This window comes from Devosia sp. 63-57 (genome assembly GCF_001899045.1).
Classification (GTDB): domain Bacteria; phylum Pseudomonadota; class Alphaproteobacteria; order Rhizobiales; family Devosiaceae; genus Devosia; species Devosia equisanguinis.
In genome coordinates this window covers 1,144,393-1,166,337 of sequence record NZ_MKUY01000005.1, presented here as the reverse complement: position 1 = coordinate 1,166,337, position 21,945 = coordinate 1,144,393, and the positions used below count along the sequence as shown (strand labels likewise).

Annotated in this window: 17 protein-coding genes, 1 tRNA gene and 1 pseudogene; 14 read left to right on the top strand and 5 right to left on the bottom strand. The window is 59.0% G+C overall.

Annotated elements, in window-relative coordinates; all coding sequences use genetic code 11:
* The first annotated feature begins 243 nt into the window (after positions 1-243).
* The 7 genes from BGO80_RS13870 to BGO80_RS13840 all read left to right on the top strand — a co-directional run bounded on the left by BGO80_RS13870 (position 244) and on the right by BGO80_RS13840 (position 7,271).
* Positions 244-621, top strand: a complete 378-nt coding sequence (locus BGO80_RS13870) for a transposase (RefSeq protein WP_046143976.1) — start codon at positions 244-246, stop codon at positions 619-621.
* The gene (gene tnpB / locus BGO80_RS13865; protein ID WP_286721938.1) at positions 618-962 is read left to right on the top strand and encodes an IS66 family insertion sequence element accessory protein TnpB; all 345 of its coding nucleotides are present in this window, start codon (positions 618-620) and stop codon (positions 960-962) included. Before BGO80_RS13870 ends, tnpB begins: the two co-directional genes overlap by 4 nt.
* 72 nt (positions 963-1,034) lie before the next feature.
* Entirely contained in the window at positions 1,035-2,609 is a 1,575-nt protein-coding gene (gene tnpC, locus BGO80_RS13860; RefSeq protein WP_286721937.1) for an IS66 family transposase, read from the top strand.
* A gap of 155 nt (positions 2,610-2,764) precedes the next feature.
* Complete coding sequence (locus BGO80_RS13855; RefSeq protein ID WP_286721936.1) at positions 2,765-4,414, top strand: AAA family ATPase; 1,650 nt, start codon at positions 2,765-2,767, stop codon at positions 4,412-4,414.
* The gene (locus tag BGO80_RS13850) at positions 4,411-5,286 is read left to right on the top strand and encodes a hypothetical protein (RefSeq protein ID WP_286721935.1); all 876 of its coding nucleotides are present in this window, start codon (positions 4,411-4,413) and stop codon (positions 5,284-5,286) included. Before BGO80_RS13855 ends, BGO80_RS13850 begins: the two co-directional genes overlap by 4 nt.
* A gap of 161 nt (positions 5,287-5,447) precedes the next feature.
* Positions 5,448-6,371, top strand: coding sequence for an anti-phage phospholipase (locus BGO80_RS13845; protein ID WP_286721934.1), 924 nt, complete (start codon positions 5,448-5,450; stop codon positions 6,369-6,371).
* A 9-nt stretch (positions 6,372-6,380) separates the two neighbouring features.
* Positions 6,381-7,271 (top strand): anti-phage nucleotidyltransferase, encoded by an 891-nt coding sequence (locus BGO80_RS13840; protein WP_286721933.1) that lies wholly within the window; start codon positions 6,381-6,383, stop codon positions 7,269-7,271.
* A gap of 70 nt (positions 7,272-7,341) precedes the next feature.
* On the opposite strand, the gene BGO80_RS13835 is transcribed toward BGO80_RS13840, so the two are convergent.
* Complete coding sequence (locus BGO80_RS13835; RefSeq protein ID WP_286721932.1) at positions 7,342-7,458, bottom strand: hypothetical protein; 117 nt, start codon at positions 7,456-7,458, stop codon at positions 7,342-7,344.
* Between the two features lie 245 nt (positions 7,459-7,703).
* Between BGO80_RS13835 and BGO80_RS13830 the strand changes: the two genes are divergently transcribed.
* Positions 7,704-11,309 carry a class I SAM-dependent DNA methyltransferase gene (locus BGO80_RS13830; RefSeq protein ID WP_286721931.1) on the top strand — a complete coding sequence of 1,202 codons (3,606 nt, stop codon included), beginning with the start codon at positions 7,704-7,706 and terminating at the stop codon, positions 11,307-11,309.
* Positions 11,310-11,318: 9 nt separating this feature from the next.
* A complete protein-coding gene (locus tag BGO80_RS13825; protein ID WP_286721930.1) occupies positions 11,319-12,251 on the top strand; it encodes a restriction endonuclease in 933 nt (310 codons plus the stop codon).
* A 14-nt stretch (positions 12,252-12,265) separates the two neighbouring features.
* Here BGO80_RS13825 and BGO80_RS13820 read toward each other — a convergent pair whose 3' ends face one another.
* Positions 12,266-13,693, bottom strand: a complete 1,428-nt coding sequence (locus BGO80_RS13820; protein ID WP_286721929.1) for a reverse transcriptase domain-containing protein — start codon at positions 13,691-13,693, stop codon at positions 12,266-12,268.
* Between the two features lie 409 nt (positions 13,694-14,102).
* On the opposite strand from BGO80_RS13820, the gene BGO80_RS13815 reads away from it, so the two are divergent.
* Positions 14,103-14,696: a hypothetical protein gene (locus tag BGO80_RS13815; RefSeq protein ID WP_286721928.1), complete on the top strand. Its 594-nt coding sequence runs from the start codon at positions 14,103-14,105 to the stop codon at positions 14,694-14,696.
* A gap of 45 nt (positions 14,697-14,741) precedes the next feature.
* Here the strand turns inward: BGO80_RS13815 and BGO80_RS13810 are convergent, their stop codons facing one another.
* Positions 14,742-16,013: a tyrosine-type recombinase/integrase gene (locus tag BGO80_RS13810; RefSeq protein ID WP_286721927.1), complete on the bottom strand. Its 1,272-nt coding sequence runs from the start codon at positions 16,011-16,013 to the stop codon at positions 14,742-14,744.
* A 185-nt stretch (positions 16,014-16,198) separates the two neighbouring features.
* Positions 16,199-16,273: transfer RNA gene (locus tag BGO80_RS13805), tRNA-Thr, on the bottom strand.
* Between the two features lie 410 nt (positions 16,274-16,683).
* On the opposite strand from BGO80_RS13805, the gene murA reads away from it, so the two are divergent.
* Positions 16,684-17,976, top strand: a complete 1,293-nt coding sequence (murA, locus tag BGO80_RS13800) for a UDP-N-acetylglucosamine 1-carboxyvinyltransferase (protein ID WP_126149192.1) — start codon at positions 16,684-16,686, stop codon at positions 17,974-17,976.
* A 65-nt stretch (positions 17,977-18,041) separates the two neighbouring features.
* Here murA and BGO80_RS13795 read toward each other — a convergent pair whose 3' ends face one another.
* Positions 18,042-19,538: an FAD-binding oxidoreductase gene (locus BGO80_RS13795; RefSeq protein WP_126149191.1), complete on the bottom strand. Its 1,497-nt coding sequence runs from the start codon at positions 19,536-19,538 to the stop codon at positions 18,042-18,044.
* Positions 19,539-19,723: 185 nt separating this feature from the next.
* On the opposite strand from BGO80_RS13795, the gene BGO80_RS13790 reads away from it, so the two are divergent.
* The 3 genes and pseudogenes from BGO80_RS13790 to BGO80_RS13780 all read left to right on the top strand — a co-directional run.
* Positions 19,724-20,155 (top strand): DUF2948 family protein, encoded by a 432-nt coding sequence (locus BGO80_RS13790; protein ID WP_286721926.1) that lies wholly within the window; start codon positions 19,724-19,726, stop codon positions 20,153-20,155.
* A 13-nt stretch (positions 20,156-20,168) separates the two neighbouring features.
* Positions 20,169-21,461 (top strand): histidinol dehydrogenase, encoded by a 1,293-nt coding sequence (hisD, locus tag BGO80_RS13785; RefSeq protein ID WP_286721925.1) that lies wholly within the window; start codon positions 20,169-20,171, stop codon positions 21,459-21,461.
* Between the two features lie 8 nt (positions 21,462-21,469).
* Positions 21,470-21,943: pseudogene (locus BGO80_RS13780) on the top strand (UPF0262 family protein); the annotation flags it as partial.
* Positions 21,944-21,945: the final 2 nt, after the last annotated feature.

Here is a 21,945-nt window from a genome sequence, read left to right as displayed (position 1 = left end):
GTGGCATTGGTGTGCAGCCTTCGTCGTGCAGACAGTCACAACGTGCTAAGAATTCTCGCCGACTTTTGCGTCAGCATTCGCTCGAACTGGCGTTGGTAAGCACTCGAGCTCGTCGCCTGAGAACCTGATGAAATGCGGAATGAACCGCCTTCCATGATGTGTAAGCGCCAAGGCGCCCCCGTCTGACGCTTTGCCTTGAGTTGGATTATTTGCACGTCTGACTTGATGACGGTGTGAGTTTCTATGTCTGCTCCTATGCCCAGTGATAGAAGTTTCCAATTGCTAGAGGTGGTGCCGGGTCGGATGGACAGCAGTCCTGCGGTATCGCGGCGGAATTGGCCCGATGAGACCAAGGCTCGGATCCTTGAAGAGGCGCTTGCCCCGGACGCAAACGTGTCAGCAGTAGCGCGCCGATACGGAATGTCGCCCTCGCAATTGTTCGGCTGGCGGCGCAAAGCCGTTGCCAAAGGCCAGGTCGAGCGGCTTGAGACGCCGAGCGAGGAGCATGCTTGCTCGGGCGGGACTGTCGAGATCGAGATCGCAGGTGCCATGATCCGGGTTGGCCCGACAATCAGCGAGGATCACCTGCGCCGGGTTTTGCGCGCTGTTCGGTCCGCATGATCCCCTCGGGCGCCAGGGTATTTTTGGCCAGCCATCCGGTCGACTTCCGGAAAGGACCTGATGGGTTGGTCGGTCTGGTGCGCGACGCCGGAGCCGATCCGTTCGACGGCTCGCTCTATGTGTTCCGATCCAAGCGCGCGGACCGGATCAAGATCGTATGGTGGGATGGTACGGGTTTGTGTCTATACGCCAAGCGGCTGGAAAAGGCGGCGTTTTGCTGGCCGCGGATCGGCCACAGCCGGATCCACCTGAGCCATGCGCAACTGCTGGCACTGGTGGAGGGTATGGACTGGAAACGGGTGCACGCGGTGACTGAGAGCCGGCCGCAGTCGGCTGGGTAAAAGCCTGTGGCAGACTGACTCACTGACGCAAAATCCCAGGCAATCCGGGGTGTTTTGTGCTACAATGCGGTTATGGCTCCGACCGATCCGCAACAGTTCCCAGATGACATTGATGCGCTCAAGGCGATGATCGCTGCTGCCCATGCCGAGATCGCCGAACTCAAGGTCATCAACGCCACGGCCGACGAGCGTATAGCGCGACTGACCTCGATCGTCGCCATGCTGCAGCGCGCCCAATACGGCACACGCTCGGAACGGCTGCGGCACGACCCGCTCAACGATGAGCAGATGGCCTTCGTGTTCGACGAGATCGAAACCGGCATTGAGGAGATCAAGGCTGGGCTGGAGGCACGCGACAGGAACAGTGCCGCTCCCCGTCCGTCGCGGCCGCGAAAAGGCTTTGCTCCACACCTGGAGCGCATCGAGCAGGTCATCGAGCCCGAGGTGCCGGCCGACTGCGTTGGTCTGGAGGCCGTCCGCATTGGCGAAGACGTCTCCGAACGGCTCGATGTGACCCCGGCGACCTTCCGCGTTATCGTCACCCGTCGTCCCAAATATGCCTACCGCCTGGCTGACGGCGAAGATCGCATTGTACAGGCGCTGGCGCCCGACCACCTGATTGTCGGCGGCATCCCCACCGAGGCGCTGCTGGCCCAGGTGGCAGTCAGCAAATATGCCGATGGCTTGCCGCTTTACCGGCAAGAGGAAATTTACGCCCGCGATGGCGTGGAGCTGGACCGCTCGCTGATGGCCCAGTGGATGGGGCGGCTGGGCTTCGAACTCGAACCGCTGGCCCAGTACGTCCTTCACACCATCAAACAGGGCGAACGGATCTTCGCCGACGAGACCCAGTTACCGACCCTGGCGCCGGGCTCGGGCAAGGTGAAGACCGCCTGGCTCTGGGCCTATGCCCGGGACGATCGACCGTTCGGTGGATCAGGACCACCCATGGTGGCCTACCGGTTCGAAGACTCTCGGTCCGGCGATTGCGTCGCCCGGCACCTGGATGGATATCGCGGTATCCTGCAGGTTGACGGCTATACTGCCTATAACCGGCTGGGCAAGCAGAGCGGCGCCAATGACGCGGTGACCCTTGCCGGGTGCTGGGCACACGCGCGGCGCAAGTTCTTCGATCTCCACTCCAGCGATGCCTCGCCCTTTGCCAGCGCCATGGTCAAGGCCATGGCTCCGCTCTGGGCCATTGAGGAGGATATCCGCGGTCACGATCCAGAACTGCGTGCCAGCGTCCGGGCAGAGCGCTCAAGTCTCATCGTGGCCGAGCTGTTCGCCATGCTGGATCGGGAGTTGCCGCGCCTGTCAGGCAAGTCCAAACTGGCCGAGGCCATCCGCTATACCCTCAGTGGCCGAGCAGCGCTCGAGCGCTTCCTTATCGATGGTCGTATCGAGATCGATTCCAACATTGTCGAACGCGCCATCAGGCCCCAAACCATCACCCGCAAAAATGCTCTCTTCGCCGGATCGGATGGTGGTGGTCGGACCTGGGCCACGATCGCCACGCTGCTGACAACCGCCAAGATGAACGGCGTCGACCCCAATGCCTGGCTGGCACAAACCCTCAAGAGCATCGCCGCCGGTTGGCCAAACAGCCAGATCGCAGACCTCATGCCATGGAACTTCAAGCCGTAACGGCCTCGGCTACGCGCTTACCATGATGTTGACATGACCCCGCTTGAAAATCGATGACCACGGAGCGGCGTAAGCGCCACGGATCGCAAGCGCTGCATCTTGCCTGACCAGAAGCGCGCATTTAGTTTCCTGGCGAAGTGCTGACAGAGATACAAATGCCAAATTCTAGCGATCGCGACTATCGGGTGGTATTTGCGGCCCAACCTATCAGCGCCCTGGAGCCGGGATCTATTCTGATCTGCCCGTCGCAAGACAAGTGGAACGACTTCGGTTTTCGCATCCGGATAGATATTTTCATAAACCCGTTAGATAACGATCGAACTGGTGAGCAGATAGTGGTCCCAGGTTTGTTGGGCTTCATTGCTCCAGATGTTCGCCATCCAGACACTCGCTTGCTTGATGACGCGCTCCGAAATGTCGACGAGCAATTTCTGGAACCGGCCAAGTTGCCGGAATTCTTCACTATGCTCCCCGAGATGTCAGGCTACAGGAGATTGGTAGAAGGCCTGGGACCAAAGGATGCTCAAAAGGCACTTCAAGCAATACACGACATGGTTGTGGCTGAGGTTGTTACGAAAGGACGCACTTGGCTCCGACGAGCAAAGATTTCAGATGTGTTTCAGATCGGCTTCTTGCGATCCACTGAGGCCTACTTCACCTGGAAGAACGCAAGCACAATTTTAGAGGGCGTACAGTTCGAGGAGTTGGGGCGCATCTCCGAAGGCTTGGTGGTCAACTTTCATCTTGCTGGTCGGCCAAACGAGCACGAGCTAGCTTTCAAGTTTGCTCAACATGAGACCATCTTACCTAAGCGTTTTGCTGTGGTGATTGGGCCAAATGGAGTTGGTAAAAGCCAGACTTTGTCACGCATCGCTGAGGCTGCGCAGCGGGGCACAAACGACCTTAGAGATCTTGCTGGCCAGCGACCAACATTCAATCGTCTGTTGGCTTTCGCACCTACGGCCTCTGCATCAGTTTTTCCACCTCGTCGCCGTGGGTCTAGGGTTTGGTACCGCAAGTTTGTACTCACCGGGCGTGATGGTCAGCGCAACCATCAAGCGACGTCAGACCTGATAGTCCAGCTCGCACGGGCAGGGGAACGAATAAAGGATAATTCTCGCTTCCGCCTTTTTCTGAACGCGCTGTCTAAGATCGAGCGCTTCGAAGAACTGAGGCTTCCTGGCCGAGAAAAATACTCTCAGGGAGTTTCGATAGCGGACCTGCGCGCCCGGCCTGAGCAGGAGCTTCTTGGTCACATGGCAGCAGTCGACCCTGACGGGGAGCCAACCCGGTTTATCGATGGGAGAAGCTACAGGTTGTCGAGCGGGGAGCAATCGTTTGTACGGTTTGCTGCGCTCACCAGCCTTCACATAGAGAACGGGACCTTGCTCCTGTTCGACGAGCCTGAGACCCATTTACACCCTTCATTAATCAGCCAGTTTGTGGCTGTCCTTGATAGTTTGCTCGCAGAAACCGGTTCTGTGGCAATAATCGCAACCCACTCCGTGTATTTCGTGCGCGAAGCTTTCGAAGACCAGGTTAGAGTATTGCGATCAAGCTCAGATAGATCGATCATCATTGACACGCCTACCCTCAAAACGTTTGGCGCTGATGTCGGCGCTATTTCTTACTTCGTTTTCGGTGAGGACCAGCCATCTCTGCTAGGGAATGATGTAGAGCAACGCATTGCGCAGTCCTCCAACACATGGGACGAGGTATTCGCTCGGTACAAAGATGAACTGTCATTGGAGTTGTTGGGCGAAATTCGAGCAGTTATGTCTCGCCGTGCCGGAGGCGGTAAGTGAATAGGCTACCAATCCCGGATTTCTTCGATGACCATGTTGCGTTGCATGCGTTATCCCAAAACACGCGCGTAGGCAGCTATCCCCATCTACAACCATACGTCGACGCTATGAGAGGCGGCTATCTGCAGTATATTGCTGCAGCTGGCAATGCTTCTATGGTGCATGCTGTTCCCATCCCGGACGAAATCGGAAAGTACCTACTGGGGCATTATAATTCGCCAAACACTGACCTTCTCCATATTAAGGAACTACGTTCCCGGAGCGAGGTTAACACTTGCCCGATGTGCGGCTCTCTTCATAGTGGCACCCTCGACCACCTGCTTCCTAAAACAGATTATCCTGAGTTTGCGGTTTTCGGGATGAACCTGGTGCCCGCTTGCAAATGCAACGGTTTGCGTAGCACCCATCTCATCGGGGCACACGACGGAGAGCGTATCCTACATCCTTATTTCGACAATGTCCTCGGAGAGCGACTTTTAGCAGCTCGGTTCACAGAACTTGGTCCGATACCAGTAGCCTCTTTGCGCGTGCTATTGCCGCCTGACGATGAGAGTTTTCCAGCAGTGAAGTTTCACATGGATAACGTGGTGAGCAAAACAGGCGTTCTTCAGTTTGTGATGAGGACCTGGGCGAAACTGATCCGGCGCCCCGGACAACTGAGCACCGAACTTGCGCAGAATCCGTCTTCAAAAGGCGAGCTACGGATGACCCTGGAGAAAGAGTTGTTTCGCCTGGATGAATTTCACGAGAGTAGGAACAATTGGTTGTCGATCTTTGTCTGTGGACTGTTAGACGAAGACGTCCTGGAATGGCTCTATGCTCAGTTTTCGCGGCCGGGCAGATTTAGGGATGACCCGCTTTTGACCGTATGACGAACGAAGACGTGTCACGTTATGGAGCGGCACCTACCGCACTAATCCGGACCTTACGAGGGTACGCGAGGTCCATTTCCCGCACTGGCGAAAACCCTAGCGTTCCTACTAGTGTCGGTCGATACCTGACAGAATAGCCCAAAGACCCAACTGAGCGTCACATGGCAAATGACTACTTCCGTATCCTGAGCCTTGATGGCGGGGGAGCCAAAGGCTTTTACACGCTTGGGGTGCTGCACGAGATAGAACGCATGGTCGGCGGTCCGCTCTGTGATCGCTTCGACCTGATCTTTGGCACGTCTACGGGCTCGATCATCGGTTCGCTTCTGGCGCTAGGAAAGAGCGTGGACGAGGTTCACGCGCTTTACGATGAGCATGTAGTGAAGATCATGTCGAAGACCTGGCCATGGGAGAAGTCGGCGGCTCTGAAGGATTTGGCCGATGCGGTGTTCCAAGGCGTCGGCTTCGATGCGCTTAAGACCAACATCGGGATCGTGACGACAAAGTGGGTGATGGAACGTCCGATGATCTTCAAGAGCGACATTGCTCAAGCGCATGGACGGACTGGATCGTTCGAACCTGGCTTCGGTGTTTCGATCGGGGATGCTGTGCAAGCCTCATGCTCCGCTTACCCCTTCTTTGCCCGCAAGACGATTACCACGGGCTCTGGTGACACGGTGGACCTGATCGATGGTGGCTACTGCGCCAACAATCCTACTCTGTATGCGATCGCAGATGCCACCAATGGCCTGAAAATAGCTCCTGAGCGGCTTCGCGTGGTCAGTGTAGGTGTTGGAGAGTATCCGGCCATCAAGAAGCCCCTGGACGCATTCTGGTGGGCTTCGAAACTGCCAAGTGTGAAGCTCCTGCAAAAGACGATGGAGATCAATACGCAGTCGATGGATCAGCTGCGGACCATCCTCTTCGGTCACATCGCGACCGTACGGATCAGCGAAGGATTCACCCAGCCTGAAATGGCTACAGACATCTTCGAACACGATCGAACAAAGCTCAACATCATCCGGCAGCGGGGAAGAGCTTCCTTCGCAAAGCACGAAGGCGTGCTCCGGGAATATCTGTCGTAGGGGGCACGGATGGCGATACCAGAAGAACAGCTGGAAGTTTGGTCTAAGCAAGGATCGATCTCTGGATCGCGAGACACCTACGCTGCCATCAAGGGAGCGCTTGAGGACGCGAACGCACCATACAGTGGACACGGTTTCTCGACCTTCCTTCAGGGTTCCTACGGGAACGACACTAACGTCTGGTCTGAAAGCGACGTGGACGTTGTCATGCGCCTAGATGATGCGTTTCAGTACGACGTGGACCGCCTCACGGACGATTCCCGCGCGCGCTTCGACAGAGCGTACGCTGGTGTCCCTTACGGATATGCCGAGTTCAAGGTCGAAGTGGCTTCGTGGATGCGCGCGAAATACGGCAACACGGTGCACGTGGGGACCAAGGCCATACGGGTCGATGGCAACGGAAACCGTCGGGACGCCGACGTGCTCCCCTGCATGCGCTTCCGTCGCTATCACCGGTTCAATGCGATGTACGATGAGAGCTACGTCGAAGGCATCTGCTTTTACCGCAATGATGGGCTCCGCATTGAGAACTACCCCAAGCAGCATGCAGACAACTGCACCACAAAACATCAGGGCACCAATGGCTGGTTCAAGCCGATGGCGCGGGTCATCAAGAACATGCGCAACCGCATGGTCAGCGGTGGTCTGATCCGCGACGGGCTGGCGCCGTCCTACTACATCGAAGGCTTGCTCTATAACCTCCCAAGCCCGCTCTTCGACCACTCATTTGAACGTACGTTTCTGCAGTTCTGGAACTGGACCTCGCGCGCTGACAAGACGAACTTCGTCACGGCCAATGAGCAATTCTATCTGCTCCGAAACGGCTTCCCGACTTCTTGGGAGCCGGCGGATTGCGAGGATTTCCTCACTGCTCTAGCGCGCTTCTGGGATGACTGGTGAGACAGTGATCTCGATCCTCGGGCGCTATTTGTCGTAGCGCTTCAGCACTCTGGCAGCCGCGATCTGACTGTCAGACGCGCATCCTGCATGCTGAATCGGGGTGCAAATGCCAGAAGCATCCTTGCACAAAGATTACCGCTCGACGTGAAAGGAAGAGGAGATCGGGCTTCGCGCACAGGAACCTCATGATTTGTCGCGGTCTGCTAGAAAACACGATGTTGCCACTGGCCCGCGCTCGCGACCAAAGCCTTCAAACGGCCGAAGCATCAGCGATTGCGGGCGTCTCGGCGATTTCGGCAACCTAATAAAACATACATTCTGTGACGTTTAGCTCGCTGCCGTGCACTGCTGTCTTGCCAGTTGGACGGTCAGCATGGCACCAAGGGTTCGGGCGCAGAACTGTCCAAAGTACTGGGGGAGCTTTGATATAACGTGATTGACCTCGACGATCTGATCACCGAGGCGTCCGCGTCTGGTGGCTCCGAACGCGCCAATTACCAGCTCTTCATCACGCGGCTCTGCGCGGCCCTCGGAGTGCCGGAACCGGGCATGAGCCAGGAAGCCAATGCGCGAAATGACTATGTCTTCGAGCGCAGTCTCGACTATCAGCATCCCGACGGCTCGACGACGAAACTTTATGTCGATTGCTACAAGCGGGGGCATTTTGTGCTCGAAGCCAAACAATCGGCCCGCCGCGAAGCCCAGGACCTGCGCCAGTCCGACATGTTCGGATCGGAAGCGCGCAGCCGCAAGCTGGGCCATGCCAAGCGCGGCAGCCGCGGCTGGGACCGGGTCATGCGCGCGGCTTACCTACAGGCGGTCGACTACACCCGCCATCTGCCGGTCGAACACGGCTATCCGCCCTTCGTCATCCTTATCGATGTCGGCCATGTCATCGAGCTCTATGCCGACTTTTCCGGCCAGGGAAAGAATTATGCGCAATTTCCCGATGCCCAGAGTTTTCGCATCTCCATGGAGGACCTGCGCGATCCCGCCATTCAGGCGCGGCTGAAAGCCATCTGGACCGATCCGCTGAGCCTCGACCCGGCGAAAAAATCCGCCGAAGTCACCCGCGACATTGCCGGTCGTCTCTCGATCATCGCCAAGCGCCTTGAGGGCAAGCACGACGCCCGCGACGTCGCCGAATTCCTCATGCGGTGCCTCTTCACCATGTTCGCCGAGGATGTGGGCCTGCTCCCCGTAAAGCTGATGGCCAACCTGCTCGAAAAGCTGGTGGGCAATCCCGCAGCGTTCCCGCCCGCCATGGAGAGCCTCTGGCAGACCATGAATACCGGCGGCTTCGAGCCCCATTCAATGGCGGTGCTGAAACATTTCAACGGCGGCCTTTTCGCCAGGCCCACCGCCTTGCCCCTGGCGCCCGAGGATATTCACGAGCTGCTGGTTGCCGCCAAACAGGATTGGCGCGATGTCGAACCCGCCATTTTCGGCACCCTGCTTGAACGCGCGCTCGATCCGCGCGAGCGCTCCAAGCTCGGCGCCCATTATACGCCCCGCGCCTATGTCGAGCGCCTTGTGGTCCCCACTATCATCGAGCCCCTCCGCGCCGATTGGGAACGCGCCCAGGCCGAAATCGAAGATGCGCTGCGCTCCGGCGACGACAAGGCGGCCCTCGCCATTGCCCGCGCTTTCCACCACGAACTCTGCACTATCAAAGTGCTCGACCCCGCCTGCGGCACGGGCAATTTCTTGTATGTCTCGCTGGAGCTTCTCAAGAAACTTGAGGGCGAAGTCCTCGAAGCCATCGAGGAACTGGGCGAGGACGAAGCCCGTTTCCAGATGCAGGGTGAAACCGTCGATCCGCATCAGTTCTACGGCCTCGAACTCAATCCGCGCGCCGTGCCCATTGCCGATCTCGTCCTCTGGATCGGCTATTTGAAATGGCAATTGCGCAATTCCGGCATCGCCTCGATTTCCGAGCCGGTGCTGCATCGCTATGGCACTATCGTTCAGCAGGATGCGATCCTTGCCTATGACAGCAAGGATCCGCTGCGCGACGAGACCGGCGCCCCCGTCACCCGCTGGGATGGCATCACCCGCATGGATCATCCCATAACCGGCGAACTGGTGCCCGACCCGCAAGCCCGTATCGAGCTCTACACCTATCGCAATCCCCGCCCGGCCCACTGGCCCGAAGTGGACTTCATCGTCGGTAATCCGCCGTTTATTGGCGGCAAGGACATGCGCGCCGAACTGGGCGACGGCTATGCGGAAGCGGCCTGGAAGGCCCGCCCGCACCTGCCCGGTGGCGCCGATTTCGTCATGCACTTTTGGGACGCCGCCGCCGAGCGCCTGACCCGCAAGGGCACGAGGACCCAGCCCAATCTGCTGCGCCGCTTCGGCTTCATCACCACCAATTCCATCACCCAGACCTTTTCCCGCCGCGTCATCGAGCGCCACATGGCGGCCAAAAACCCGCTCTCGCTGGTCTTCGCCGTGCCCGACCATCCCTGGATGAAAGCTGCCGACAAGGCGGCAGTGCGCATTGCCATGACCGTGGCCGAGGCCGGCGAGAAGGATGGCGTGCTAGCGGAAGTGGTCAGCGAGGCGGGATTGAACACGGACACGCCGCAGGTGGGGTTGGAGCGTCGGGAGGGGAAGGTTCGGGCAGACATTTCAGTTGGGCCAGACTTGGCTAGCCTGACTAGTACCCAAGCCAACGCTGATCTTGCCTACATGGGCTACAAGCTTCATGGGGCTGGGTTCATAATTGATGAACAAGAGCGGCAGAAGCTCATCAGATCGAGGCCAAGTGCCGGCAGCTTCATCAAGCCATACTTCAATGGTCGCGACCTTGTTCAGACGCCTCGCGACCTATGGGTAATAGACTTGTATCCTGAACATATTGAAGCGCTGTCTGTGTCACAGCCGGAGCTGGTCCAAATCGTACGAGACCGCGTGAAGCCGGAACGAGATCAAAACAATGAGCCTTTTCGAAAGGCGCATTGGTGGTGGTTTGGGCGTACACACGAAAATCAAAGAGCAGCCACTATCGACACTGACTATTACATTGGGACATGCAGAACTGCAAAGCATCGGACATTTGTGATGCTATCATCCACTTCTGTGGCCGAGAGCAAAATTGTCATGATAGCGCTCTCGCAACGATCTCAACTCGCTGTGCTTTCCTCACGCGCTCACGTCGATTTTGCAAATAGGACCGGTGGTTGGCAAGGTGTCGGAAATGACCCTGTGTACCAGCATACAGCGACTTTTGATCCCTTCCCCTTCCCCGACTTCTCTTCAAACCCCGGCCTGAAGTCCCGCCTCTCTGACCTTGGCGAGCGCCTCGACGACTTCCGCAAGGAGCGCCTTGCCGCGCATCCGTTCCTCACCATGACCGGGCTCTACAATGTGCTCGAACGGGTGCGCGAATTGGAATGGAAAGCCGGCCCCGGCCGCCACAGCGACAATGCCGAGAAAATCGCGCCCCTCTCCGACAAGGAGCGCGACATCTACGACGCCGGCCACATCGCCATCCTCAAGGAAATTCACGACGAAATCGACACACTGGTCCTCGCCGCCTATGGCTGGTCGGACCTCGCCCACGATCTCGTCGCCCGCCCCGGCGCCACGACGCCCAGCCCCCATAAGACCGACGCCCAGCTCAAATCCGAGGAAGAGCTGCTGACGCGCCTCGTCGCCCTCAACCAGACCCGCGCCGCCGAGGAAGCCCGCGGCCTCGTGCGCTGGCTGCGCCCCGATTATCAGATCCCCAAACTCGGCCATAAGGTCGCCCGCCCCGACGGCACCCAGACCGAGGCCGATCTGGTCATCCAGCCCGGAGCCAAAAAGCCAAAATGGCCTGCCGACAATAGCCAGCAGATCACCGTCCTCGTCGATCTCCTGCGCAAGGCCCCGGCCCCGGTGCTACCCGAGGCCCTTTCGGCCAGCTTCGATGGTCGTAACACGCCAAAGCGCCGCGACCGCGTCGCCTCGCTTCTTGAAACCCTCACCACCATCGGCCTCGCCCGCTCCGGCCGCACCGAGGGTGAAAACCGCTACTTCATTCCCCGGTAAGATGACGGCATGGCCATTCCAGACTATCAGACCCTGATGTTGCCGGTTCTAGTGCTGGCTAGCGAAGGCGAACAACGTGTTGGCGACATCACAGACCGAATTGCCAGTCAGTTCGGCCTGACCGAAGCCGAACGCGAACAATTGCTGCCCAGCGGTCGCCAAAGAATTTTGCACAACCGCATTCATTGGGCGAAGTTCTACATGTCCAAGGCCGGGCTGATTTCGTCCCCTGCACGAGGTCGTTTTGTGGCAACCGAAGCGGGCAAGGCACTGCTGGCAACCAATCCGGCCAAAATCGATGTAGCCCTACTCATGCGGGAGCCCACGTTCCGCGAATTCTACAGAAACGAGACAGGCGCGGAAGCTGTGGCTACCAGTGCCACAGTCAATGCTGGAACTTCGGATCTGGCCGAGGCCACGCCGGAAGAACAGATCGAGACCGCGTATCAATCGGTGCAGGCGGCACTGCGTGCCGACCTTCTGGAACGGATCATTCAGAATTCCCCCAGCTTCTTCGAGCAGTTGATTGTCGATCTCCTCGTGGCCATGGGCTATGGCGGGTCCCACAAGAACGCAGCAGCCCAGCTCGGGCGCTCAGGCGATGGTGGAGTTGATGGCGTAATCAACGAAGATCGCCTCGGACTTGACCGGGTTTACGTGCAAGCCAAGCGCTACGCCGAGGGCAACACTGTCGGGAGACCCGACATCCAAGCCTTCGTGGGCAGCCTTGTCGGCCTTGGGGCCACCAAAGGAGTTTTCGTCACCACCTCCAGCTTCAGCCAACAAGCCCGAGACTTCGTCCGTCACCTGTCACAGCGCGTAGTCCTGCTTGATGGGAACGACCTGACCGGGTTGATGATCGAACACAACGTCGGTGTTCGGGTCAGCCGGGCCATCGAGTTCAAGCGGCTGGATGAAGATTTTTTCGCAGAGACTGACTGAGACCTGGTGCCGACCTAGTGGCCAACTATGTCCAGCAAGTCTGCCTCAAGCCTTTGTCGGATAACTGAGCGTAGCCGTCGAGTTTGCCGACTGATCGGGTTGCCAAGAGGCCCCATGACCTTACTGGCGCGCTTTACGTAAGTCGAAAAAGTCCACTTCCTGTAGTCGTCACTTTTCGTCTCGAAATCTCTGACAGGACCAAAGGCTTGAATGAGTTTTTCGACATTGGCCATGCTCATGATCTCGGCCGTCGACTTGCCTTGATACCGCTTGGCGAAGCTGTGGGCGATCGCACGGCAGTTTGCTGCCACTTTTCGGTACAGGCTACTCATCGTTTTGTCGCGAATGAGAATATGCTTTCCATCGTATTTGAACCCCAAATACTCAAGATTTTTGTTTGGTTTTCCCGATGGAAGGATGGCGGAAACCCTCTGGTCTGACCCGTCTGGTTCGACAAGGTGCAGAGATGATTTTTCTTCTTTTATGTCTAAGCCCGGGGCATAGGTGGCGATCGACTTTCGCACCCACTCTTCCAGTTTCTCGCCCTCAGCGACGTTGACAGGGGCGATAAGCAGAATGTCGTCCGAATAGCGCATGTAAGTTCCACCTAGCGATTCCATCCTATCGGACACCGCTTTGTCGAACTCGAACATGTATAGATTTGCCAGCAGGTCTGACAACGGCGCCCCTTGCGGCACGCCTTTCCCGGTCTTGTTGACGACAATAATAGATGGGTCCGCGCCGTCCCCGGTGATCTTGCTTCGGAACGTCCTTCCATCGCATAGCTGCTTCGGGATGTCCTTTTTCGCGCGGAGGTAGCCTTCGACCTTTGATCCGTCAGGGCGCGTCTTTAAACCGAAATATCCGAGCCTCTCATACGCTTTCTTGACGTCGACATAGGCGTAGCGAGTGAGCGCTTTGAAGACTTGGAAGTGGTCCGCGGGCAGCAACTTTGCGTCAAGGAGTGCCGCCCATCTCCGCTGCAAGACCCCGTGGTCCAGATTTTCGAAGAAATCGCTGATATCCAGCGCGACGACGCAGCAGGAGCCATAGGCCCTAACTGTGTCGAAGGCTTCTTTCGCGAACTCTATGTTGCTTTTCCCGCCACCGTTCTTTTTCGGAATGCGCCTGTAGGCTAGCACTTCTCCTTCCAGTCCCGCCGCAGATAACCAAGCCTCATATCGAGCCGACAATTTCGTTCGGTAGTACGAAAAAACGCAGGCATCCAAGCGAGCCGCAAACCTGATCGGTCGCGATTTCACCTTGCCTTTCGCGCCTTTTGGAGCGAACCGGGTCCATCGATCATCATACTTGAGAAAGGGATAGAACTTGTGCTCCGCGACCCGTTTCGGATCAGTCGCGACACCTTCAGCATCTGTTTTAGATATCAATGGATCAAAATGCGGATATTGCCGCACCACAGCTGACCAAGCCGCCAACACGTTCCCCCAGCCGATACCGGGAGGAGAGCACCGTGTGCTTCCGGTTATGCTCTCCCCCGGAACTGTTTATTACGGACACCGAAGTGCCCTGCTGCACACTCATCGAGGCGAATGCCTATATTAGCTGTGGAGCGCTGTGCGCGTCCGCAACCTTCAGCATCCAGTCGTCAATCATGGAGTATCTTATGCAGATCGCCATAAATATCTTGCTGGCTGCGTTCGGTCTTGACAGCTTCAAGCAGTACTCTGTCACCCCCGGGAGCCCCCTTCGTTAACAGATTGTTGAGAATTGGGGCGGGGAACTTCTGAGTTCAAGGGGCGGTCCAAAATTTCTTCTTGTATTCTGAGCCAGATGGCAAGTAGCCCGATAAGAACGCTTCCACACAGCTTTTATCGAGCAAGGTGCACCATGCGATTATCGATCGGTCTCGTCAGCTTATGGGCAGTATCCAGTTCAGCAATTTCTGCTCCACTCCCTTTCAATGACGGCATGTATGCCAGCAGTCTGTCCATTTGCGACGCCATCGAAGGCGGCATGGAGGCTTGGCACGAGTACTTTCAAAGCGGCATTGTGAGGGTGATAAACGGCCCGCAGATTACGGACTACATCGAGACTGGCTGCGCGGTTTCGAACGTGCGCCGGGATGGTGATCGGGTATTGTTCACCGCGCAATGCACTACCGACGACTTCGTGGAAACCGTCGAGGGTGGTTACACCTACATCTCGCAAGACGCCTTTCACTTTCGTGGTCAGACTTTGACCCGTTGTGATGCTGCCCAGTCGATCGCACCAGATGACGGATTTGCGGCTAGCACGGAAGAAATCATCGATCTGTGGTCTGAGGCCAATTCTGGCTGCCGTGGTGGCAGTGGCGACGACCCACGCACCATGGGTGCGTGTGGAGCGCGTGAAGAATACCACGCCATTCTGCAGGGCAGGGGGTGGTGCTATGGCCGACCAGAAGATGCCGAGTATCAAAAGGCATGGCAGCGCTGTAACTGACGTTTTGGGCCTTCCGGTCTGCTCAGCTCAACCCGGCCGCTGCGCCTAAAAGCTGCCTTCCAGCCTGCTCGCTACATCATCAGGCACCACATCCGAATAGTACATCTCGATCATTTTGACCGAGGTTCGCATGTTGATGGCCAGCGTGTAGATGTCCGTGCCCTTGCGAAGTTGGTTCGTCGCATACGTGTGCCGGAAGCTGTAAGCCGTTCGCACGCGACCAAAGGCGTCAGCCTTCAAACCAGTGGCCTCCAGGAGGCTGTTGAGGCTCTTCTTGTAACTTTGAGCGCGCCCGCCATCGATGTTCACAAAAACGGCGTCAGTGGGGCCCGGATCGCGGCCAAACTGGGACTTGAATGCGTCCCAGAGCGCGATGAACCCTCCCAGGGCCTCAACGTTTGGAACGAGCCGTTGCGGTGCTTTGCCCTTCCCATAGGCTACGATGCGAATACGACCATCCTTGATCGCTGTCTTCCGGGCGATATCAAGGCCTTCGACATTGGCCCATGACAGATTGTGCAACTCTGTAGGTCGCATTCCCGTGTGGATAGCTATCTGCACGAACCCCCACAGCATGACGCGCTCGAAACGCGTCTTTGCATCCACCAGGCGCTGCGGCTCGTCGGGTTTCCCGACAAACGCGATACGGTTCATTGCTTCGGTCAACAGAATGGCGACTTCTGCCTCAGTAAACGATGGGCGCTTGTTCCTGGGAGCAGTGTTCAATTCCGGCGCAGGGATATCAGCTGCTTTAATGTAGCCAAGCGTGACCGCCTGTTTGAATACATTCCGTAGGGTTACGGCCTCGCGCCGGAGTGTGGATAGTGCCGGCTCGATATGCTGAACTGGCCGAGAAAACTGCTTCCCATCTCGCTCGTATTTGATCGCGTATTCGTCCTTACCTGGACCGGTGGTCCAGTACTGGCGGCGCCACTCCAGGTACTCCTGCACTTTGGCGTGAGTTATCGAAGTGATCGTCTTCTTCCCAAAATATGGGACCAGATAGCGGTCGATGATGCCCCTATCGTGAAAGTACTTGGTATCCTGTTTTGGGTCGTTAGCCCTGAGCCTGTCGAGCCGATCCAGGTATTGCTGGGCGAGTTTACTGAAGGAAGTTTTCCCCTGCAAAACTCCTGCCTCTGCTGACCAAACAGCCTTTTGGTACTCTCGCTCGGCTAGCACGCGCGCTAGCTCGAAGTCGGGCGTCTTCAAACCGATCCGCTTTTGGCCGTGGCCGGTGATCGAAAACCGCATCCACCAGTTTGGGCTGTCGCTTCGCTGGAACAGCTCATACGGGCGTTTGTCGATGGCATTCATGCTGGCACCCTTCGACTTTATGCGGTGTGTCGATGTGCTAGGGCCGTGCTAACACGGGCACAAACTACCCGCTAAGTCCTTGAAATTTATGAACGGGCAAATGACGTGCTACCCGTGTGCTAGCGGTAAAGCCGATGATGCGAAGTCGCAAGCGCAGGCTAACTAACTGAAATCTTTGGGAAAACTGGTGCTGCCGGACAGGATTGAACTGTCGGCCTCTCCCTTACCAAGGGAGTGCTCTACCACTGAGCTACGGCAGCATCTTTTGGGTCGGCGCTGGTGGTTCTTTGCGGCGACGGGGGCTCCTTTGCCATAGCGTTTCTCTCGACGCAAGGCCAAAAAGCGCCTATCACCGCCTTCGTTGACTCGAAGGCCAGGAAGGTTGATGGGCAAATCGGACGAAGCACAGCTGCGTGAGCAAAGATTGGCCGCAAAGCTGCGTGAAAACCTGAAGCGTCGCAAGGAACAGGCTCGGGCTCGCTCGGCTCGAGAGACTGACCCGGCCCCCGGAACGGACACGGACAAGAAACCGTAAACCATTTTCGGGCGATTCTAGCGTCGTCACACTTTCGCAGAGAGCGGCTGGTCTAGCTTACGTGGCAACGAAGACCTCGCCTACCTCCCACAAAAGGTAGAAGGCCCCGCGGGGCCGTTATTGAGGAACCATTTTATGGATCGTATTCGTTTGGTCGGCGGCAATGAACTGCGCGGAGAGATTGCCATCTCCGGGGCCAAGAACGCCGCCCTCCCCCTGATGATCGCCTCGCTGCTCAGCGATGAGCCGCTGGTGCTCACCAATGTGCCGCGCTTGGCCGACGTCAAGCAGCTGGAACGGATCCTGGAGAATCACGGCGTCGATATCGCCGTGCATGGCCGCCGTCGCGGCGAGGACGAGGGCGTCGGCCAGCGCATGACCTTTCATGCCGCCGATATCGTCGACACCACCGCGCCCTATGACCTCGTCTCCAAGATGCGCGCCAGCTTCTGGGTGATCGGACCACTGCTGGCCCGCTGCCACGAAGCCCGTGTGTCGCTGCCGGGCGGCTGTGCCATCGGCACGCGGCCGGTGGATCTGTTCCTGCACGGCCTCAAGGCGCTGGGTGCCGAAATCGACATCGATGACGGCTATGTGGTGGCCAAGGCGCCCAAGGGTGGCCTGGTCGGCGCCACGGTCAATTTCCCCAAGGTTTCCGTAGGCGCCACCCACACCATCCTGATGGCAGCGACGCTGGCGCGCGGCACCACGGTGATCGAGAATGCGGCGCAGGAGCCGGAGATCACCAATGTCGCCGAATGCCTCGTGGCCATGGGCGCCAAGATTTCGGGCATCGGCACGCGTACCTTGACCATCGAGGGTGTGGAAAAACTCCACGGCGCCACCGTTGCGGTGATTCCCGACCGGATCGAGACCGGCACTTTCGCCATGGCGGCCGCAATGACCGGCGGCGATGTGCTGCTCAAGGGCGCCGAGCCCGCCCATCTGCAGGCAGCGCTCGATATCCTGGCCGGCACCGGCGTCGAATTGTCGGTGGAGCCCGGCGGACTGCGCGTGCGTCGCAACGGCAATGGCATCATGGCGGTGGATGTGGAAACCGATCCCTTCCCCGGCTTCCCCACCGATCTGCAGGCGCAGTTCATGGCCTTGATGACCATGAGCAGCGGCGTCAGCCAGATTCGCGAGACCATTTTCGAGAATCGCTACATGCATGTGGCCGAGCTCGCACGCTTCGGCGCCGATATTTCGGTCAATGGCCAGGTGGCAACCGTCACCGGCCGGCCGCAGCTCAAGGGCGCCCAGGTGATGGCAACCGATCTGCGTGCCTCGGTATCGCTCGTCATTGCGGGTCTCGCCGCCAAGGGCGAGACGGTGGTCAACCGCATCTATCACCTTGATCGCGGCTTCGAGCGCCTCGAAGACAAGCTCTCCAATTGCGGCGCCGTGATCGAACGCGTCGCCGGCTAAGGCTTATTGTCCCTTGAAACATTAGGCCCTGCACCGGAAACGGTGCGGGGCGTTTTTCATCGCGATCAGATCGACTGGCCGTAGCGGAACAGATTGGTCGGATCGTACTTTGCCTTGACTGCCTCGAGGCGGGGAAGATTGGCGCCATAATAGCGCTGGCGCCAATCGACCAGCGAAGCGTCCGGAAAATTCTGAAAGGCGCCGACCCCACCCCCGCCATTGACCTCGCCATAAAGCGCGTCCTGCCAATCCATGGCGTGGCGCACCACGTGGGGACGCGAGAGATCATCCTCGCTCCAGCTGAGATTGACCACGTTGAGCCAGTGACTGTCGCGATGCACGAAGGCGGTGGCGTCGGCTGCGATCTCGTTGATCCGGCCACCGGTCTGAAAGAAAACGAGATTGGCCGCGGCGCCGGTGCCGGGCCAGCTGGCCATGGCGTCGATGCCGGCGGCGAGAAAATCGCGGCTGGGCGCAGTGCCGAGAAAGGCCGAGCGCTCCCGGAACCAGGCCGGCTCGCCTGCATCGGCCAGGAACGCCTGGCCATCCCAATAGGAACGCTCCTGAATATCGCTGAAATCGGGCGCGCCAACTGCCAGCACCGGAGCGATCAGGGCCAGAAATTCATCCTTGCTGCCGGCATATTGCCCGAGCAGGGTGAGCGGCACCTGGCGTCCGCGCGCGCCTGTCGTCGGCGTAACACCGCCCAGCGAAATACGGGTACCCAGACCATGCGGCGCCGTGTCGGCGACTTCAAACAGGGCCGTGGCAATGCCGAGCACATTGCGGCGCCAGACGATGCGGAACACCGTCATCGCGGCGTCGGCGGGATGGGTGTTGAGCGTAAAGGCGGTGCTGACGCCGAAATTGCCGCCGGCGCCGCCGCGAATGGCCCAGAACAGATCAGGGTCCTGTTCATCCGAAAGCTGGCGGATTTCGCCATCGGCGGTGACGATCTCGGCGCTGAGCACGGCGTCGCACCCCATGCCCAGCCGCCGCATGTTGAAGCCGATGCCGCCGCCCAGCAAAAAGCCACCGGCGCCGACAGTGGGGCAACGACCATGGGTGATCATCCGGCCATTAGCGTCGAGCGCTTCATAGAGATTGCCATTGATGACGCCCGCTCCGATGGTCACCCGGCCCGTCGCCGCGTCGGCGGTGATGGTGTCCATGTCGCGCATGTCGATGATGAGATCGTGCGAGGTGGAAAAACCCGAATAGGAGTGGCCGCCGCCACGGATGGCGAAGGGCATGTCGTAGTCGCGGCACCATTTTACGGTGTCGGCGACCATTTCCGGCGTGCGGCAATAGGCGATGCCGGCGGGTCGCACCTCGGCGAAGCGCAGATTGTTCGGCATGGCGGCGCCGTCATAGTCGCTATCGGTCGGCCGGGTCAGGCCATCGCCCAGAATGCGCGCCAGCACCTGCCAGCGGTCCGGTCCCGTGGCGGCGGCAAGCGGAGTCGCTTGTTCGGCCAGCGCAGGCGGCAGGGCCAAAGCCCCCAGAGCCGCCGAACCGGTGGCCAGAAACTGCCGCCGCGAAACCGTCCCACCAAAGACCATTGCCCTGCCCTCCTCGGCTTTCGGCCTCTGCATGGCACAGGTGCCGTTAAATCCAGGTGCATTTTGTCCCTCGGAATGATGCCAAGTCCTTGCCATGCGCATTGCTCCCCTTGGCGCAAACTTGTAGATCGGCAATAACGTGACCAGATAGGGTGACTTCACCCTGACAAAGGCCATTACCGCGCATGACCGACCTGAAACTTCTCGCGCTCGATTCGGAAGATCTCGAAGTCGTCTCCGCCCATGTTCAGGATGCGGTGATCCGCGTATCCGACATGGGCTATGCCAAGGGCGATAGACGCTTCGCGCTGTTGATGAACCGCTTCGACTGGAGCGCCGGACAACCCCGCGGCAAAGGCGTTCGCAAGCGTGCGGGCATGCATTTCAACGCCGTCAACCACGTCGCCTATGCTGGGTTCGATCCGGCGGCGCCCGAAGGCGTGCTCGAGCTGCTCGCCATCCATTTCACGCCCAGTGATGCGCCAGCCGGCACCATCGAGCTCAGCTTTTCCGGCGGCGGCACGGTACGGCTCGGGGTCGACTATATCGAAGCGCGCCTTGCCGATCTGGGCGCAGCCTGGGCCGCTTCGGCCAAGCCCGCCCACTCTCTCGACTGACGAAAGTCCGCTTATGCCTCTTCGCCTCGACAGCGCCGACACCGATTTCGAACAGCGCTTTTCTGACCTTCTTGCCGGCAAACGCGAGGCCAGCCAGGAAGTCGGCGATGTGGTGGCCGGCATCATCGCCGATGTGCGCAAGCGCGGCGACGAAGCGGTGGTGGAACTGACCAACCGCTTCGACAAGGCGGATGTATCGGCCCAAACCCTGCGCTTCACGCCCGAGGAAATTGCAGCGGCCTCCGCAAGGGTGACGCCGGAGGTGCGGGCGGCACTGCAGACCGCCCATGACCGCATCAAGGCGCATCACGAAAAGCAGAAGCCGGTCGACCACGTCTACACCGACGATATCGGGGTGACGCTGGGCTCGCGCTGGACTGCGGTCGACGCCGTCGGCATCTATGTGCCCGGTGGCCTGGCCTCCTATCCTTCATCCGTGCTGATGAATGCGGTGCCTGCCCATGTGGCGGGGGTCAAGCGCATTGCCATGGTGGTCCCCACCCCGAACGGCCATTATTCGCCCGCCATCCTCGCGGCAGCCGAGATTGCCGGCGTTACCGAGATTTACCGCATCGGCGGCGCGCAGGCGGTGGCCGCCCTTGCTTACGGCACCGCGACCATTCCACGCGTCGACAAGGTGGTGGGCCCGGGCAATGCCTATGTCGCCGCCGCCAAGCGGCAGGTGTTCGGGCAGGTGGGCATCGACATGATTGCCGGCCCCTCCGAAGTTCTCGTCATTGCCGATGGCTCGGCCAACCCGGCATGGGTCGCGGCCGACCTTATTGCCCAGGCCGAACATGGCGGCGGTGCGCAGTCGATCCTCGTCACGACGGACCCGGGCCTAGCCGATGCCGTGGCGGCCGAAGTCGACCGCCAATTGAGTCTGTTGCCAAAACAGTCGATTGCCCGGGAAGGTTGGGAAGAGTTCGGTGCCATCATCACCGTTGACTCGCTCGACATCGCGACCGAATTGGCCAATCGCATTGCCTCTGAGCATGTGGAACTGGCGGTGGACGATCCGCAATCGCTGGTGCCTGCCATACGCCATGCGGGCGCGATCTTTCTGGGCCATCATACGCCCGAGGCCATTGGCGACTATGTCGGCGGCTCCAACCATGTGTTGCCGACCGCACGGTCGGCGCGCTTCGCCTCGGGGCTGGGCGTACTCGACTTCGTCAAGCGCACCTCGATCCTGGGCTGTACGCCGTCTTCGCTGGCGGCGCTTGCCGATGCTGCGGTGACCATAGCCGAGGTGGAAGCGCTCGACGGCCATGGCCGCTCCATTTCCATTCGTCTCAATCGGTGAGCGTATCCATGGGTACAGAGCAGAAGGTGACCGACAAGGACAGGCTCGTCACCGTCACGCTCGACCCCAATACCATCACCTCGATCAATCCCGACGAGGTGCATGAATGGCGGATCGCCATTTATGACCTGCTCGAGGACAACAGCTTCCGCCCGGCTCGCGTCGCGGCGGAAGGTCCGTTCGCCCTTCACGTCTCCATTGTCGGCAATTTCATTGTGCTCGACGTGCGTGATCCTGAAACCTTCAAGCCGATCGCCGCGCACTATCTCTCGCTCACCCCGTTCCGACGCTTGATTCGCGACTATTTCCGCATTCGCGACGCCTATTACGAGGCCATCCGCTCGGCCCAGCCGTTTCAGATCGAGACCGTCGATATGGCCCGGCGGGGCATGCATAACGAGGCCGCCGAGCTGTTGCGCACGCGACTGACCAACAAGCTGATCATCGATCTCAACACGGCGCGGCGTCTGTTCACGCTCATCTG

Coding starts and splice junctions, on each gene's coding strand:
- BGO80_RS13870 (WP_046143976.1), top strand. CDS start 244: ATGTCTGCTCCTATGCCCAGTGATAGAAGTTTCCAATTGCTAGAGGTG.
- tnpB (WP_286721938.1), top strand. CDS start 618: ATGATCCCCTCGGGCGCCAGGGTATTTTTGGCCAGCCATCCGGTCGAC.
- tnpC (WP_286721937.1), top strand. CDS start 1,035: ATGGCTCCGACCGATCCGCAACAGTTCCCAGATGACATTGATGCGCTC.
- BGO80_RS13855 (WP_286721936.1), top strand. CDS start 2,765: ATGCCAAATTCTAGCGATCGCGACTATCGGGTGGTATTTGCGGCCCAA.
- BGO80_RS13845 (WP_286721934.1), top strand. CDS start 5,448: ATGGCAAATGACTACTTCCGTATCCTGAGCCTTGATGGCGGGGGAGCC.
- BGO80_RS13840 (WP_286721933.1), top strand. CDS start 6,381: ATGGCGATACCAGAAGAACAGCTGGAAGTTTGGTCTAAGCAAGGATCG.
- BGO80_RS13835 (WP_286721932.1), bottom strand. CDS start 7,458: ATGAGGTTCCTGTGCGCGAAGCCCGATCTCCTCTTCCTTTCACGTCGA.
- BGO80_RS13825 (WP_286721930.1), top strand. CDS start 11,319: ATGGCCATTCCAGACTATCAGACCCTGATGTTGCCGGTTCTAGTGCTG.
- BGO80_RS13815 (WP_286721928.1), top strand. CDS start 14,103: ATGCGATTATCGATCGGTCTCGTCAGCTTATGGGCAGTATCCAGTTCA.
- BGO80_RS13810 (WP_286721927.1), bottom strand. CDS start 16,013: ATGAATGCCATCGACAAACGCCCGTATGAGCTGTTCCAGCGAAGCGAC.
- murA (WP_126149192.1), top strand. CDS start 16,684: ATGGATCGTATTCGTTTGGTCGGCGGCAATGAACTGCGCGGAGAGATT.
- BGO80_RS13795 (WP_126149191.1), bottom strand. CDS start 19,538: ATGGTCTTTGGTGGGACGGTTTCGCGGCGGCAGTTTCTGGCCACCGGT.
- BGO80_RS13790 (WP_286721926.1), top strand. CDS start 19,724: ATGACCGACCTGAAACTTCTCGCGCTCGATTCGGAAGATCTCGAAGTC.
- hisD (WP_286721925.1), top strand. CDS start 20,169: ATGCCTCTTCGCCTCGACAGCGCCGACACCGATTTCGAACAGCGCTTT.